15 protein-coding genes are annotated in these 14,399 nt (G+C 69.5%); 10 read left to right on the forward strand and 5 right to left on the reverse strand.

Annotated elements, in window-relative coordinates; all coding sequences use genetic code 11:
- Window positions 1-221 precede the first annotated feature (221 nt).
- From KEC57_RS13880 to KEC57_RS13890, 3 genes are read right to left on the reverse strand one after another with little or no spacing between them, the layout of a single operon-like run.
- Window positions 222-1,193, reverse strand: coding sequence for a sugar ABC transporter substrate-binding protein (locus KEC57_RS13880; protein ID WP_229385232.1), 972 nt, complete (start codon window positions 1,191-1,193; stop codon window positions 222-224).
- Between the two features lie 59 nt (window positions 1,194-1,252).
- Window positions 1,253-2,236, reverse strand: coding sequence for an ABC transporter permease (locus tag KEC57_RS13885; RefSeq protein ID WP_229385233.1), 984 nt, complete (start codon window positions 2,234-2,236; stop codon window positions 1,253-1,255).
- A complete protein-coding gene (locus KEC57_RS13890) occupies window positions 2,229-3,764 on the reverse strand; it encodes a sugar ABC transporter ATP-binding protein (RefSeq protein WP_229385234.1) in 1,536 nt (511 codons plus the stop codon). The genes KEC57_RS13885 and KEC57_RS13890 overlap by 8 nt, the downstream gene beginning before the upstream one ends.
- Before the next feature lie 239 nt (window positions 3,765-4,003).
- Here KEC57_RS13890 and KEC57_RS13895 point away from each other — a divergent pair, with 239 nt between their 5' ends.
- Both KEC57_RS13895 and KEC57_RS13900 read left to right on the forward strand, forming a co-directional pair.
- Window positions 4,004-5,143: an FAD-dependent oxidoreductase gene (locus tag KEC57_RS13895; RefSeq protein ID WP_229385235.1), complete on the forward strand. Its 1,140-nt coding sequence runs from the start codon at window positions 4,004-4,006 to the stop codon at window positions 5,141-5,143.
- A gap of 136 nt (window positions 5,144-5,279) precedes the next feature.
- Window positions 5,280-5,774, forward strand: a complete 495-nt coding sequence (locus KEC57_RS13900) for a MarR family winged helix-turn-helix transcriptional regulator (protein WP_229385236.1) — start codon at window positions 5,280-5,282, stop codon at window positions 5,772-5,774.
- A 28-nt stretch (window positions 5,775-5,802) separates the two neighbouring features.
- Here the strand turns inward: KEC57_RS13900 and KEC57_RS13905 are convergent, their stop codons facing one another.
- Window positions 5,803-6,171, reverse strand: a complete 369-nt coding sequence (locus KEC57_RS13905) for a hypothetical protein (RefSeq protein ID WP_229385237.1) — start codon at window positions 6,169-6,171, stop codon at window positions 5,803-5,805.
- Window positions 6,172-6,187: 16 nt separating this feature from the next.
- On the opposite strand from KEC57_RS13905, the gene KEC57_RS13910 reads away from it, so the two are divergent.
- From KEC57_RS13910 to KEC57_RS13945, 8 genes are all read left to right on the forward strand, one after another.
- Entirely contained in the window at window positions 6,188-6,526 is a 339-nt protein-coding gene (locus KEC57_RS13910) for a three-helix bundle dimerization domain-containing protein (RefSeq protein ID WP_229385238.1), read from the forward strand.
- A gap of 14 nt (window positions 6,527-6,540) precedes the next feature.
- The gene (locus KEC57_RS13915; RefSeq protein ID WP_229385239.1) at window positions 6,541-7,419 is read left to right on the forward strand and encodes a CHAD domain-containing protein; all 879 of its coding nucleotides are present in this window, start codon (window positions 6,541-6,543) and stop codon (window positions 7,417-7,419) included.
- A 98-nt stretch (window positions 7,420-7,517) separates the two neighbouring features.
- Window positions 7,518-8,585, forward strand: coding sequence for a LacI family DNA-binding transcriptional regulator (locus KEC57_RS13920; RefSeq protein ID WP_229385240.1), 1,068 nt, complete (start codon window positions 7,518-7,520; stop codon window positions 8,583-8,585).
- A 59-nt stretch (window positions 8,586-8,644) separates the two neighbouring features.
- Window positions 8,645-9,934 carry a sugar ABC transporter substrate-binding protein gene (locus tag KEC57_RS13925; protein WP_229385241.1) on the forward strand — a complete coding sequence of 430 codons (1,290 nt, stop codon included), beginning with the start codon at window positions 8,645-8,647 and terminating at the stop codon, window positions 9,932-9,934.
- Between the two features lie 58 nt (window positions 9,935-9,992).
- On the forward strand, window positions 9,993-10,934 hold the full coding sequence (locus KEC57_RS13930) for a carbohydrate ABC transporter permease (protein ID WP_229385242.1): 942 nt from the start codon (window positions 9,993-9,995) through the stop codon (window positions 10,932-10,934).
- A gap of 3 nt (window positions 10,935-10,937) precedes the next feature.
- Window positions 10,938-11,891: a carbohydrate ABC transporter permease gene (locus tag KEC57_RS13935; protein WP_229385243.1), complete on the forward strand. Its 954-nt coding sequence runs from the start codon at window positions 10,938-10,940 to the stop codon at window positions 11,889-11,891.
- Window positions 11,888-12,829 (forward strand): carbohydrate kinase family protein, encoded by a 942-nt coding sequence (locus KEC57_RS13940; RefSeq protein ID WP_229385244.1) that lies wholly within the window; start codon window positions 11,888-11,890, stop codon window positions 12,827-12,829. Before KEC57_RS13935 ends, KEC57_RS13940 begins: the two co-directional genes overlap by 4 nt.
- A gap of 95 nt (window positions 12,830-12,924) precedes the next feature.
- On the forward strand, window positions 12,925-13,893 hold the full coding sequence (locus KEC57_RS13945) for a family 43 glycosylhydrolase (protein WP_229385245.1): 969 nt from the start codon (window positions 12,925-12,927) through the stop codon (window positions 13,891-13,893).
- Window positions 13,894-13,959: 66 nt separating this feature from the next.
- On the opposite strand, the gene KEC57_RS13950 is transcribed toward KEC57_RS13945, so the two are convergent.
- Window positions 13,960-14,376 carry an NUDIX hydrolase gene (locus tag KEC57_RS13950; RefSeq protein WP_229385246.1) on the reverse strand — a complete coding sequence of 139 codons (417 nt, stop codon included), beginning with the start codon at window positions 14,374-14,376 and terminating at the stop codon, window positions 13,960-13,962.
- Window positions 14,377-14,399: the final 23 nt, after the last annotated feature.

Raw genomic sequence — 14,399 nt, forward strand, 5'->3', positions numbered from 1 at the left:
GCTGTGGCGTCCTTCCAGCATCACGCGCGGTGGCGGAGCGGGCAACGCACGAGGCAGGCGGATCTCGCAAGCCTTGCTTGCCCAGCGCTCACCGTGGGTCGAGCGAGTGCGGGCGGTCGCCGCGCACCCTCTGCGGTCGCCTCGGCGCCGCGAAGCGACGCGCCCCGGACGTACCGCGCCCTCACGGGTCGCGAACGTCCAGGGCGCGTCGCCGGGCAGGGTCAGCCGCAGAACGCGGTGGCCTCGTCGAGGTTGTCCGCCGTGATGAGCGTCGTGGGCATCTGGAAGACCTTCTCGCTGCTCGAGCCGTCCAGCAGCGCCAGCGCGTTCTCGATCGAACGCGCGCCCAGATCGGCCGCGGAGTCCGAGACGGTCGCCGAGAACTGTCCGTCCTCGACCGCCGCGAGGCCGGGCTCGGTGCCGTTCATGGTGACGATCTTCACCTCGGTCGCACCGGCGGCGTCCAGCGCCGTCCGTACGCCGAAGGCCATGTCCTCGTTGAGGACGAAGACGTAGTCGACATCGGGCTGTGCCTGGATGATGTTCTCCGCCACCTCCTGCGCCTTGGCCCGGTTGAACATCCCCGGCTGCTCGGCGACGACCGTCGCGCTCTCCGGGAGGGCGCCGGTGAACCCTGCCACGACATAGTCCGACGCGGCACCCGGAGCACCCGCGACGACCGCGACGTCCACCGCCTGGTCGCCGGCGTCCTCGGCGATCCAGCCTGCGGCGAGGGCGCCGACACCCGGCAGATCGACCACCGTCGCCCCGAGCACGCCGCTCAGGTCCTCGGGGACGACGGCGACGAGATAGACGGGGATGTCGGCGGCATTCGCCTTCTGGATGCCGCCCGTCATCGCGTCCACGCTCACCGTGTTCAGCACGATCGCGTCGACGCCGCGCGTGATCATGTCTTCGATGTTCGCGGTCTCCTTCGCGGCATCCGTGTCGGAGTTCGCCACCAGAAGCTCGACGCCCCCTGCGGTGGCCGCCGCTTCGACGCCGTTCTCGAGGCACGTGCCCCACTCGTTGTTGGCTCCGTTGATGAAGCCGATCTTGACGGCGGTGGCCTCATCGCCCGTTTCGGCCCCGCTGGAGGAACCGCCCGTGCTGCATCCCGCCAGTCCTGCACCCAGCAGCACCGTCGCTGCAAGGGTCGTGAACAGCCGGCTCTGCCTGTTCGTGGCTGTCATCGCTGTGCCTTTCTCTTCTCTTCGGTGAACGCGCCGGACCGGCGCGCGAGGCGCGACGCTCAGCGGCGTCCGCGCCAGGAGTTGGCGATCGCGGCGATGAGCAGCACCGCACCGACCGCCATGATCTGGAGGTAGCTCGAGACGCCCAGGAGGTTGAGCGCGTTGGCGAGCACCCCGAGCAGGAGGACGCCCAGCGCGGTGCCCGTCATCGTTCCCTTGCCGCCCGCGAGCGACGTGCCGCCGATGACGACGGCGGCGACGGCCTGCAGCTCCATCGTCAGCCCGCTCACGCCGGGGCTCGCGGCGCCCAGTCGCCCGAGCAGCATGACTCCGGCGACTCCGGCCAGCAGTCCCATCAGCGCATAGAGGGCGACTTTGCGGGCATTGACCGCGATCCCGCTGAGCCGGGCCGCGGCCTCGTTGCCTCCGATCGCGAACGCGTCCCGGCCGAACATCGTGTACTTGAGCGTGAGTCCGAGCACCACCATGACCACGATCGCGATGATCAGCAGATACGGCAGACCGAGGATTCCGCCGGATCCGAACGCCGACAGCTCCTCGCCGGCCGACACGCTGAGCCCGTCGAGCACGAGAAGCGCCAGCCCGTCGAGCAGCGTCGCGGTGGCGAGTGTCACGACGAAGGCCGCGGCGCGGGTGAGAGTGATGATGAGGCCGTTCACCAGGCCGATCACCGTGGCGATGGCCACGCCTGCGGCGACGGCGAACATCGACGGCACGCCGGCCGCGATGAGCTGGGCGACGACGGCCATCGTGACGATGGCGTTGGATCCCATCGAGAAGTCGATGCCGCCCGAGATCATCAGGACGGTGAGTCCGGCGGCGATGACGGCGAGCACGCTCACCTGTCGCAGCACGTTGATGACGTTCGGTGCCGTGAAGAACACGTCGGAGCCGATCGCCGTCACCACCACGAGCAGCAGCAGCACCACGACGAGACCCGCGTGGGACGTCAGATTGCGTACGCGCGGGGACCTGCGCCGCAGCGCGACGGTCGCCGTCATCGGAGTTCGGGTGTCACTCACGGGCAGAACCTCCTACAGTCAGGGCGACGAGCTCGTCCCGGGTCGTCTCGGCGGTGTCGAGAATCGCCGTCGGTCGTCCGGCGGTCACGACGATGACGCGGTCGGCCAGCCGCTGTACCTCGGCGACATCCGAGGACGCCAGCAGAACGGCCGCGCCGCCGTCGGCGAGCGCATCGATGAGGCGGTGGATGTCGGCCTTGGCGCGCACATCGACGCCGTTGGTGGGGTCCTCGAGGAAGCAGACGCGCGGCGCACCGGCGAGCCACTTGGCCAGCAGCACCTTCTGCTGGTTGCCTCCCGACAGCTGCGACACCGGCGGGTCGGCCTGGATCGTGCGAACCCCGAACCGCTCGCGCATCGCTGCGGCGCGACGGTGGAGGGATCGCCAGGCGATCCATCGGCGCCGAGCGCGTCGATCCTCCGCGAGCACGATGTTCTCGTCCACGCTGAGGCCGGGAATCAGCCCGTACGCCAGCCGTTCGCCCGTGACGCACCGCAGGCCGCTGCGGAGCGCGGCGCGCACATCGGCCCACGGCACGTGGGCGCCGTCGATGTCGAGGGTTCCGGCGTCCGGACTGAGCTGTCCCGACAGGGCGGGGAACAGCACCGACTGCCCATCGCCGGCGGGTCCGAGGACCGCGACGATCTCGCCGGAGCGCACGCGCAGCGACAGATCCGTCAGCCGATGCCCGACGACCAGACCCGTGATGCTCAGCAGATCGTCGCCGGGGGTTCGCACGGAGGGCGGCCGCTCCACATCGACGTGCTCGCCCGCGATCGCGAAGACGAGCGCCGCTTCGTCGAGTTCGGCGACCGGGACGGTGAGCCGGCGGCGCCCGTCGCGGAGCACCGTGACACGATCGGCGAGATCGAGGATCTCGTCGAGGTGGTGCGAGATGTAGATGATCGCCGTGCCCTGCGCGCGCAGTCGTCGGACGAGGGTGCGCACCTGCTCTGCGGCGGCCCCGCCCAGAGACGCCGTGGGCTCGTCCAGGATCAGCACGCGTCCGCCGCGGCGGACTTCGCGTGCGATCTCCACCATGGTCTGCTCCGCCGCGGTGAGCGTGCCGGTGAGCACGTCGGGGTCCAGATCCAGTCCGACCTCGTCGAGCGCCGCGCGTGCGGCCCGGTCCACGGCCTTCCACGAGATCACGCCGCCCCTGCGGGGAAGCTCGCCCAGCAGCAGGTTCTCCGCGATCGTGAGGGTCGGAACGAGATCGCGCTTCTGCGGGACCGTCACGATGCCGTGCTCGCGCGCCCGGCGCGGGGTCAGCCCCGTGAGCACCTGGCCGTCGATGGTCAGGATGCCGTCGTCGGGGGTGTGCTGCCCGCTGAGGACGCCGACCAGTGTCGACTTGCCCGCGCCGTTCATCCCCACGAGTGCGTGGATCTCGCCCGCGCGGACGTCGAAGTCGATGTCGCGCAGCGCCGCCGCGCCGCCGAACGCCTTGCCGATGCCGGTCAGGGTCAGGATCGGCGCCGTCGGCGCACGCGTCGGCGTCGGGGTCGCCGTGTCGACATCTCTCATCACGTGGCTCCCGCATCGTCGCAGACCGTCGACCGGCCGCCATCGGCCGGCTGGGGCGCCATCGGATCCGGCGCCTCCGCCATCGTCGCCCGGATGAGCAAAACATTAGTAGACATATATATGCAAACATATTGTTCGCGTTGCAGGCGGGCGATGAAGCTTCAGCCGGGCTAGCGTTCCCGATCATGAGCCGAGCGAATGCGCCGGCCGGAACTCACAAAGATGTAGGGGATCGAAGCATGAACAGCGGCACCATCCTGGTCGTGGGCGGCGGAATCGGCGGATTGTCCACCGCGATCGCTCTGCGCGTCGTCGGCTTCGACGTCACGGTCATCGAGAAGCAGGCAGACCTGCACTCGTCCGTGTTCGGCGTCGGCATCATCCAGCCGGCCAACGCCCTCCGGGCCCTCGACGCGATCGGCTGCGCCCAGCAGTGCCTGGACGCGGGATACGCGGCCAGCGCCTGGGGCAGCATGTACGACGTCGACGGCGAATTCATCCGAGAGATACCCGGAGCCACCTTCGAGCAGTCGAAGTTCCCCCCGATGAACGGTGTCACGCGGCCCAAACTGCACGAGATCCTCACGAGCCGGGCGCACGAGGTCGGTGTCGAGATCCGGTACGCGACCTCGTTCCTGAGGCTCGAGCCCGACGACGACAAGGTGACCGTCGTCTTCGACGACGAGTCGTCGCAGGACTTCGACATCGTCGTCGGCGCCGACGGCGTCCGCTCCCAGGTGCGCAGCCACGTCCTGCCGACAGAGCTGACGCCGTACTACATCGGACAGTCCGCCTACCGGATCAACGTTCCGCTCCGGCCCGAGATCGACCGCATCATCCTCCAGACCGGCCCCACCGGCATGGCCGGGTTCGTCCCGATCGGCAAGGACATGGCGTACTTCTTCTTCAACGCCGAGATGGCGCGCGACGCCCGCCCGAGCGCTGATGACATCGTCGACGCCCTGACCGGGGAGATCGAGGCGTACGGCGGGCTCACGGCGTGGGCCCGCGACGAGGTCATCGCGCGAGCGGACCCGGCCGACATCGTGCTCCGGCCCGAGGAGGCGCTCATCGCACCGGCTCCGTGGCATCGGGGCCGGATCGTGCTGGTCGGCGATGCCGTCCACGCGGTGACGCCCCACCTCGGCCAGGGTGCGGCCCAGGCCATCGAGGACGGCGTCGTGCTCGCCCGCAGCCTCGATGCGCACTCGTCGTACGAGGAGGCCTTCGCCGACTACACCGAGCGACGCTACGAGCGGTGCAAGCTCGTGGTGCAGACGTGCCTGGATATCGCCGAATGGGAACAGGGCCGCAAGCCCGACTTCGACAACATCGCCGCGACTCACCACGTCCTCGAGATTCTCGCTCAGCCCTTCTGAGCCGCCGACCGGGTTCCGGCCGGGTCCTGCGCCTCCTCGCGGCCCGGCCGGAGACCCCTCGAGAGACGGAATTCCGCTCGATGGAACGGGATCCCGCTCGATAGACCGGAATGCCCCTCGATAGGATGGCGCCGTCATGCCGACACCCACGCGCCCCGAGTCCACCGCCGCACACGCCGAGCCGAGCAGCGCCCTGCGTTCAGAGCTGAGCGTGGTGCTCCGCGAACTGGCGTGGACGATCCACCGTCACACCCCCGAGCGTGCCGGTGTCGGCCCGATCCCCACGACCGAGATCGCCCTGCTCAAGCAGGTCATCGACGCCCCGGGCTCGACCGTGGGGGAGCTGGTCGCGACACTGGGCCTGCAGCAGCCGAACGTCAGTGCGGCGCTTCGCACGCTGGAGCAGCGCGGGTTCGTCTCGCGGGGAAAGGATGCCGCCGACCGCCGAGTCTGGCGCATCCGCCCCACGGATCGGGGCATCGCGGAACACCGGGCGATCTCGGACGCGTGGACGCGGCCCGTCGATGAGGCCGTCGCCGAATTGACGGACGAGCAGCGCCGGGCGCTGGACGACGCCCTGGAATCACTGCAGGCCGTGCACCGGCTGCTGCAGCATCCTGCAACCGGCTGAGGCGCGATACCGAGGCGGCCGCAGGTCGTCAGCCGAGCTTGCCGGCGGCGCTGCGGACGCGCTGCAGTGCCTCTGACACGAGCTCGTTCAGATCGCGGGTGTTGCCGTCGGCCGTCCACGCGTCGTAGCCGTCACGGAAGGCGAGAACGCCGACCTCGCCGGCCATCGCCGCAACGGCGTCCTCGACGCCGCGCTCGCGCAGGGCGTGCGCCATCGCGGCGGCCATGCCGACCTTCTTGAGCAGCGCGCGGTCTTGCAGCTCGGCACTGGTCGCTATGACGGCTTCGAGCTGCGGCCCGATCTCGAGGTTGAACCATCGGCGAGCAGCTCGGGATGCCGGCCGGGTATCCCCGAGAAGCGCCGATGCGCCGAGGTACTTGTGGGGCCCACGATCCACGCCTCACAATGCGGCTATGAGCGAAACAGGCGAGGACGACGCCGAATTCGTCGCGGTGACGAACCGGGTCGCGATGCGGTTCCCCGGTATCGGCAGGGAGCACATCGGGCAGATCGTGCAGGAAGAGCTCGACGACCTCGCGGGCGCCAGGGTGCGCGACTTCATCCCGGTGCTCGTCGAACACGCCGCGACCGAGCGGTTGCGGCTCGAGACGCAGCCGCAATGGGCTCCGGCGCAGGAGTCCGATGCCATGCCGGCGCGGATCGCCGAGCCGGCGGGTCTCGATCCGATGGAGGTGCAACGGCGTTCGGAGGCGCCGAGCGGACCGCTCCTCGGCAACTACGGCGGCGACTAGCACTCGCCGCGTTCATGAAGGACATCACCGCCGGCGAGGCGATCACTGCGGCGATCCGCGACCTCGTCGGGCAGTTCGACGAGACCGAGCGAGCAGCGCTGGCGGGCGAACCGGATGGCGTGCACCGGCATCGGACCACGGTGCGCCGACTCCGCAATGTGCTGCGGGTCTTCCGGGACCTGTTCGATGAGTCCGCGGTGGCGAAGACCCGCGCCGGACTCAGAGAGTGGGGCACGGCACTGGGGGTGGTGCGCGATCACGAGGTCGTGATCGAGTTCGCCGCTGCGCTCCTGCGCGAGGTGTCGCCCCGGAGCCCGGAGGCACGCATCCCCGCCCGTCTGGTGAAGCCGGAACGGGAAGCCGCCGTGGCCGCACAGCGGCGCATCGTCGAGATCCACGACCTGGAGAGACTGCGACAGGCGCGGATTCAACTCCACGCGTTCGCGGACGACCCCCCTCTCCTGCCGGCGTCCGAGGCGCCCGCTTCCGCTGTGCGTCAGACCCTCGTCCGCGCAGCGCAGCGGGTGCTGCGCCGAGCGCAGCGCTCGACGCGGTCACGGCAGTCCCCGCACACCCTGAGGAAGCGGGCACGGCGACTTCGCCATGCGGTGGAGGCCATGACGGCGGAGCCGCCCAGGTTGTTCGGGCGCCGGATGAGCCGCATCGCGAAGGCGGCCCACCGTCTCCAGACGGATCTCGGCGACCAACGTGACGCACTCCTCCTCGTCACGCGGATCGAGCGGGCGCGTGTCCTCGCGCGCCGTGCCGGCGAAGAGGTCCTCGTCTACGACGAGCTCGCCGAGGCCGCACAGACTCTCGCCGACGACAGGGAGCGCGCACTGCCCGAGGCCGTCGGCAAGCTCGCCACCGCGATCAGCGCTGCGGCCCGGTAGCGGCGCGGGCGTTCGAAGCGGGGGTTGACGAAACCGACGTGGGCACCCGATAATCGTGATGCGTACGATAAATCGATTTATCACGAGGGAGTGACGAAGTGACCAGGGTGCGGATCTCAGACGTCGCGGCGGCGGCGGGCGTGTCGGTGACGACCGTCTCGCTCGTCATGAACGACGTCGAGTCACGCATCCCGGAGCAGACCCGCCAGCGCGTCCGCGACGCCGCGAGGGAAGTCGGCTACACGCCCAGCTCGGTGGCGCGCGGCCTGCGCACGCAGAAGACGCGAACCGTCGGACTCATCTCGGACCGGATCGCGACCACGCCCTTCGCGGGACGCATGCTCGCCGGCGCGCAGGACGCGGCGCGCGAGAGCGGGCACCTGGTCTTCCTCGTCGACACCGATGGCGACGCCGGGATCGAGCGCGACGCGATCAGCGCCCTCACCGCGCAGCAGGTCGACGCCATGATCTACGCGAGCATGTGGCATCGCGTGATCGACCCGCCCGCGGGCCTGCCCGCAGGGACCGTCCTCCTCGACTGCCGGCCGGCGACGGGCGGATTCCGCAGCGTCGTACCCGACGATCGTGCCGGGGGAGCGGCGGCGGTGCGCGAACTCGTCGCGGCAGGGCACCGGCGCATCGCCTACCTCGACACCGACGACGCTCCGATCGCCTCCAGCCTTCGTCACGAGGGCTACCTCGAGGCGCTCGCCGAGGCCGGCATCTCCGCCGAACCGGCGCTGCACGTGACCGGTGACACCTCCGCGCAGGGCGGTCGCGCCGCCGCCGAGAAGCTGCTCGATCTTCCAGAGGACCAGCGGCCCACCGCGATCTTCTGCTTCAACGACCGCATGGCCATCGGCGTCTACACCGCCGCCAGCCACCGCGGCCTCGAGATTCCGCGCGACCTGTCGGTCATCGGCTACGACGACCAGCAGCTCGTCGCCGCGGAACAGGATCCCCCACTGACCACGATCGCCCTGCCCCATTACGCAATGGGTCGCTGGGCGATGGAGGTCGCGCTCGGCGTCCGCGCAGAAGGGGATGAGGACGCCGCACACCTTATGGAGTGTCCCGTCGTCAGACGAGACTCCGTGGGCCCGCCACCGGCGCAAGTCGCCAAACCGAACCGGCGACGGGCTCTACACACCGAACGGCTGCCCTAGGCAGCCACCGACGAGCGATCGACGCGGGCGTCGGTCACCAACAAAAGGAAACCACAGATATGCGCAGAACGACGCCGATCTTCGTATCGGCTGGATTGGTCGCAGCGCTCGCCCTGACCGGATGCGGTCAGGCAGGCCAGGACAGCGCGACCACCGAGGATGGCCGCACCCAGCTGACCATGTGGACGCACTCCGCGGGAAACCCCGCCGAGCTCGAGGTCTACGAGCGGATCATCTCGGACTTCAACGAATCGCAGGATCAGTACGAGGTCGTCCACGAGTCCTTCCCCCAGGGCGCCTACAACGACGCGATCGTCGCGGCCGCGACATCCGGCGATCTTCCCTGCCTGCTCGACCTCGACGGCCCGATCATGCCGAACTGGGCGTGGGCGGGTTACCTGCAGCCCCTCGAGCTGCCGACGGAGCTGACCGATTCGCTGCTGCCCACCGCGGTGGGCGTCTGGGACGACGAGATCTACTCGGCCGGCTACTGGGATGCCGCGCTCTCGATCTTCGCGCGCGAGTCGGTGCTCAGCGCCAACGGCATCCGCATCCCGACGGTCGAGGAACCCTGGACCGCGGACGAGTTCACCGAGGTCCTGTCGACCCTGAAGGCCGCCGGCTACGAGACGCCCATCGACATCGGCGCCGAAGACACCGGCGAGTGGTGGCCGTACGCGTACTCGCCGTTCCTGCAGAGCTTCGGCGGCGACCTCATCGACCGCTCCACCATGCTCAGCGCCGACGGCGTCCTCAACGGGCCCGAGGCCGTGGCGTGGGGCGAATGGTTCGGCGGGCTCTTCGCCGACGGCTTCGCCGGCAACGCCGGGACGATCGGCAACCAGGAGTTCATCGACGACGAGGTCGCCCTCAGCTACACGGGCGTCTGGAACGCGGTCACGGCGCTCGACGCGGTCGGAGACGACCTGCTGATCCTGCCTCCGCCGGACCTCGGCACCGGACCCAAGATCGGCGGCGGCTCGTGGCAGTGGGCCATCTCGTCGAACTGCAACGACGCGGACGGCGCGCGCGAGTACCTGGAGTTCAGCTTCCAGGACGAGTACATCACCGAGTTCGCCGACAAGCAGGTCGTGATCCCCGCGACCGAGGCGGCTGCCGAGGCTTCGGAGTACTTCGGTGAGGACGGCGCGCTGCGTCCCTTCGTCGAGTTCTCGCAGGAGTACGCCGTGCTGCGTCCCGAGACCCCCGCCTACGCGGTCATCTCGAGCACCTTCGAGACCGCGGCGAAAGACATCATGAACGGCGCCGACGTCCAGCAGACGCTCGACCGGGCCGTCTCCGAGATCGACGCCAACATCGCCTCCAACGACGGCTACGGCTTCGAGTGATTCCCTGCGCCGGCGGGGGCCGTACGCCCCCGCCGGCGCATATACAGAGAGATCTGCCATGACTGTCACACCGCCGACGGTCGCCGCCGAACAGCCACGGCGCGCCATCCGTCGATTCCGCTCCATCAAGGGACGCGAGACATGGGCCGGGCTCGGGATGATCGCCCCCGCGGGCATCCTCCTGGTGCTGTTCCTCGTGATCCCCGTGATCCTCGCCTTCACGCTCTCGTTCACCAACGCGCGACTCATCTCGCCCAACCCGCCGCGCTTCGTCGGGTTCGACAACTTCATCCGCGCGTTCACCGCCGACCCGGTGCTCGTGCAGTCGGTCGGGAACACCGCGGTTTTCGCGCTCGTCGTCGTTCCCGTTCAGGCGGGTCTCGGGCTGCTCCTCGCGGTGCTCGTGAACCGCCGCATGAGGGGTGTCACCGCGTTCCGCGTGATCTTCTTCATCCCGGTCGTCACGTCCATCGTGGTCGTGTCGATCCTGTGGAAGTTCATGTACCAGAAGGACGGGCTGATCAACTCGATGATCGACGCGCTCACCTTCGGGGCGTGGTCGGGCGTCGACTGGCTGAACGATCCGCAGACCGCGCTCGGCGCGATCATCGTCCTGTCGATCTGGCAGGCGGTCGGCTTCCACATGATCATCTGGCTCTCCGGCCTGCAGACGATCCCGGAAGAGCTCTACGAGGCCGCCCGGATGGACGGCGCGAGCCCGTGGCGGCAGTTCACCAACGTCACGTGGCCCGGGCTTCGCCCGACGATGGTGTTCGTCCTCGTCACGATCACCATCGCCGCCCTCGGGCTCTTCGTGCAGGTCGATGTGATGACCCAGGGTGGACCGCTCAACTCCACCTCGACGATCGTCTACTACGCCGTGCGCAAGGGCTACGAGCAGCAGGAGATCGGCTACGCCGCGGCGATCTCGCTCATCTTCTTCGTGGCCGTGCTGGTCATCGCGCTGATCCAGCGACGCCTCACGCGAGACAAGGACTGAGTCATGACCGCCACAGAAACCCTCACCACCGGTGCGCCGGCGCCGCGCCGATCGGGGCGCCGGGCCGCGGGCGCGAGCGAGAAGTCGCATCGCCGGCGCGGCAAGGTCTTCCTCTACCTCGCCATGTCGCTGTTCGGGATCGTGTTCCTCTTCCCGCTCGTGTTCATGTTCGTCTCGAGCCTCAAGCCCGACAGCCAGATCCTGCAGGACATCGATTCGCCGATGGCGTTCCTGCCGGTCGGTGACATCAGCCTCGACAACTACTTCGGCGTCTTCGACCGTGTGCCCGTCGCGCAGTTCCTGTTCAACTCGGTGCTCGTGACGGTTCTCACGGTGGGGCTCGGGCTCATCGTGAACTCCATGGCCGGCTTCGCCCTGTCGCGGCTGGAGTGGAAGGGGCGCTTCGTCGTCCTGGCCATCGTCATCGCCACGCTCATCGTCCCGTTCGAGACGATCGCCGTGCCGATGGTCTACTGGGTCGCCCAGCTGCCGACGCTCGTGCTCGAAGGCGGGGTCGTGAAGTACGACTTCGGCTGGCTGAACACGTACGAGGTGCAGATCGTGCCGTTCATCGCGAACGCGTTCTCGATCTTCCTGTTCACGCAGTACTTCTCCACCATCCCGAAGTCGCTCGACGAGGCGGCGAGGATCGACGGTGCGAGCTGGTTCACGATCTACCGCCGCATCCTCGTCCCGCTGTCGGGTCCGGCGTTCGCGACCGTCGCCATCCTGACCTTCCTGCCGGCATGGAATCAGTACCTGTGGCCGCTCATGGTCGTGCAGAAAGAGGAGCTGCGGCCCGTCATGGTCGGTATGCAGTACTTCTTCCAGCTCAACACCGCCTGGGGAGAGGTCATGGCGTACACGTCGCTGATCACGCTGCCCGTGCTCATCGTGTTCCTGATCTTCCAGCGGGCGTTCGTCAGCAGCATCGCCGCGAGCGGGGTGAAGGGATGACGGATGCCGCAGGCCCGGTTCCCCGCATCGTCGTCGTGGGCGAGGCGCTGGTCGATATCGTGCACCGCGCGTCGGGCTCGATCGACGAGACACCCGGCGGCAGCCCCGCGAACGTTGCCCTGGTGCTCGGACGCCTGGGTCTGGGGCCCACCCTCGTGACCCGCTTCGCGGACGACGACCGCGGGTTGCGCGTGCGCCGGTGGCTGGAGGATTCGGGTGTCGTGGTGGCCGTCGCCGCCGCGCCGCGCACGTCCACGGCGGTCGCGCATCTCGACGAGAGCGGCGCCGCGACGTACGAATTCGACCTCGACTGGGACCTCGACGGCGTCGACGGCGCCCTCGTGGTCTCTGCGGATCTGCTGCATATCGGGTCGATCGCGGCTGTGCTCGAACCCGGGGCATCGCAGGTCGCGGCGCTCGTGCGCAGGGCGCGGGAGCATGCCACGGTGACGTACGACCCCAACATCCGCCCGGCGCTCGTCGACGATCCCGCGGCGGTGCGTGCCCGGGTGGCCGAGCTCGTCTCGCTCGCCGACATCGTCAAGGCGAGTGACGAAGACCTCCGATGGCTGCATCCCGACCGAGATCTCGTCGAGGTGGCGCAGGAGTGGCGGGCGCGGGGACCGGCGCTCGTCGTCGTCACCCTCGGGTCCGAGGGGGCTGTCGCCGTCACGGCCGACTCCGTCATCCGCATTCCGGCCGTGCGCACCACGGTGGTCGACACCGTCGGGGCGGGCGACACCTTCATGGGCACGCTCATCGACGGGGTGCTCATGCACGACGGCGCGGGGGCGGCGCTGCGCGCGCCGGGCGGCGGCATCCGTCTCGAGGATCTCGAAGAACTGCTGCGGCGCTCGGCGTACGCGGCGGCGATCACCGTGTCGCGGCCGGGGGCCGACCCCCCGCGTCGCGTCGAACTCGCCGCGCGCCAGCACTAGCACTCCCCGGGCGATCCGCCCGATCCCCCCGACCCGTCGGGCGGGGACTCACCGACCGACCGGCGCACGGCGCCGAAGAACCGAAGGATCACGCCATGTTCGACCTGCCCGGCTCCTGGGTCTGGGACTACTGGTTCGCCGACGACGGCGAGCAGTACCACCTCTACTTCCTCTACGCCTCGCGTGCGCTCCACGACCCCGATGCGCGACACTACCGCGCGTCAATCGGCCATGCCGTGTCGAGCGATCTCGTCGAATGGACGCAGATCGCCGATGCGCTCGTGCGCAGCGACGCCCCGGCCTTCGACGACCTCGCCACCTGGACGGGCTCGGTCGTGCGCCATCCCGACGGCACCTGGTTCCTCTTCTACACGGGAGCATCGCTCGCAGCGGACGGCAAGAACGTCCAGCGCATCGGATACGCCACCTCCGCCGACGGCGAGACCTGGACGAAGGCCGGCGGACCGGTGCTCGAAGCGCGAGGTCCCTGGTACGAGACCCTCGACAGCGGCGCCTGGCACGACGAGGCCTTCCGCGATCCGTGGGTCTTCGCGGACCCCGGCGGGAACGGCTGGCACATGCTCATCACGGCCCGCGCCCCGCATGGCCCGGTCGAAGGACGCGGCGTCATCGGCCACGCGTGGTCGTCGGACCTGCGCACGTGGGAGCTGCGCGAGCCCCTCACCGCCCCGAGCGTCGACGGATTCGGTCAACTCGAAGTCACGCAGGTCGAGGTCGTCGACGGCCGGCCGGTGCTCATCTTCTCCTGCCTCGCAGAGCACGCGACCGGGGCCCGGCGCGCAGCCGCAGGCGGAACGTGGGCGGTGCCCGCCGAGAGCCTGCTGGGCCCCTTCGACATCGAGGGCGCCTACCCGCTCACCGACGAGCGACTCTACGTGGGGCGGCTGCTGCGGCGGCGCACCGACGGACAGTGGCTGCTCTTCGCGTTCCGCAACCTCGGTGCGGACGGCCGTTTCGTGGGCGGGATCACCGACGCGATGCCCGTCGAATGGGAGGGCGACCGACTCGTGGTCCGCGACGACGTGCGCGCTTCGGTGCGATAGCAGTCGCAACTCGATGTACGTAGCGGCTGTGCGCGGAGCCGACGCTGCCGCCGATTCCTCGACCGTTCAGCGCGGCAGGAAGTACTCGCGCGCGAGCGGGGCGACGTCGAGATCGTCGGCGTCGGCCCGGGTGATCCAGCGCAGTTCGGCGATCTCGGCGCCGACGACGGGATGCTGGGACCCGATGTCCGCGGCGAACACATCGGCCACCACCAGGTGGCCCGGTTCGTTCGCCGCGGCGGCGGTGAATGCGCCCAGCGGTCGCAGGGTCTGCGGATCGACCCGGAGGCCGAGCTCTTCGGCGAGCTCGCGGCTGAGGGTCTCGCTCGCGGACTCGCCGGGCTCGGGCTTGCCTCCGGGCTGCATATACGCCGTCGTGCCGGTCTTGCGCACCAGCAGCAGCCGGCCCTCCTCGTCGAGGATGACGGCGGCGGAGACGTGGATGCGGCGAGGGTCGGGCTGATCGGCGGTGGCGGAGGTCACCGTGGCACGCTAACAGGCTCCGC

The sequence above is a fragment of the Microbacterium allomyrinae genome, assembly GCF_020682705.1.
In the GTDB taxonomy this organism is placed as follows: Bacteria; Actinomycetota; Actinomycetes; order Actinomycetales; family Microbacteriaceae; genus Microbacterium; species Microbacterium allomyrinae.

What these genes read in the sequence shown, in the direction of transcription:
- KEC57_RS13880 (WP_229385232.1), bottom strand. Translation starts at nt 1,193, where the DNA reads ATGACAGCCACGAACAGGCAGAGCCGGCTGTTCACGACCCTTGCAGCG.
- KEC57_RS13890 (WP_229385234.1), bottom strand. Translation starts at nt 3,764, where the DNA reads ATGAGAGATGTCGACACGGCGACCCCGACGCCGACGCGTGCGCCGACG.
- KEC57_RS13895 (WP_229385235.1), top strand. Translation starts at nt 4,004, where the DNA reads ATGAACAGCGGCACCATCCTGGTCGTGGGCGGCGGAATCGGCGGATTG.
- KEC57_RS13900 (WP_229385236.1), top strand. Translation starts at nt 5,280, where the DNA reads ATGCCGACACCCACGCGCCCCGAGTCCACCGCCGCACACGCCGAGCCG.
- KEC57_RS13910 (WP_229385238.1), top strand. Translation starts at nt 6,188, where the DNA reads ATGAGCGAAACAGGCGAGGACGACGCCGAATTCGTCGCGGTGACGAAC.
- KEC57_RS13915 (WP_229385239.1), top strand. Translation starts at nt 6,541, where the DNA reads ATGAAGGACATCACCGCCGGCGAGGCGATCACTGCGGCGATCCGCGAC.
- KEC57_RS13925 (WP_229385241.1), top strand. Translation starts at nt 8,645, where the DNA reads ATGCGCAGAACGACGCCGATCTTCGTATCGGCTGGATTGGTCGCAGCG.
- KEC57_RS13930 (WP_229385242.1), top strand. Translation starts at nt 9,993, where the DNA reads ATGACTGTCACACCGCCGACGGTCGCCGCCGAACAGCCACGGCGCGCC.
- KEC57_RS13935 (WP_229385243.1), top strand. Translation starts at nt 10,938, where the DNA reads ATGACCGCCACAGAAACCCTCACCACCGGTGCGCCGGCGCCGCGCCGA.
- KEC57_RS13940 (WP_229385244.1), top strand. Translation starts at nt 11,888, where the DNA reads ATGACGGATGCCGCAGGCCCGGTTCCCCGCATCGTCGTCGTGGGCGAG.
- KEC57_RS13945 (WP_229385245.1), top strand. Translation starts at nt 12,925, where the DNA reads ATGTTCGACCTGCCCGGCTCCTGGGTCTGGGACTACTGGTTCGCCGAC.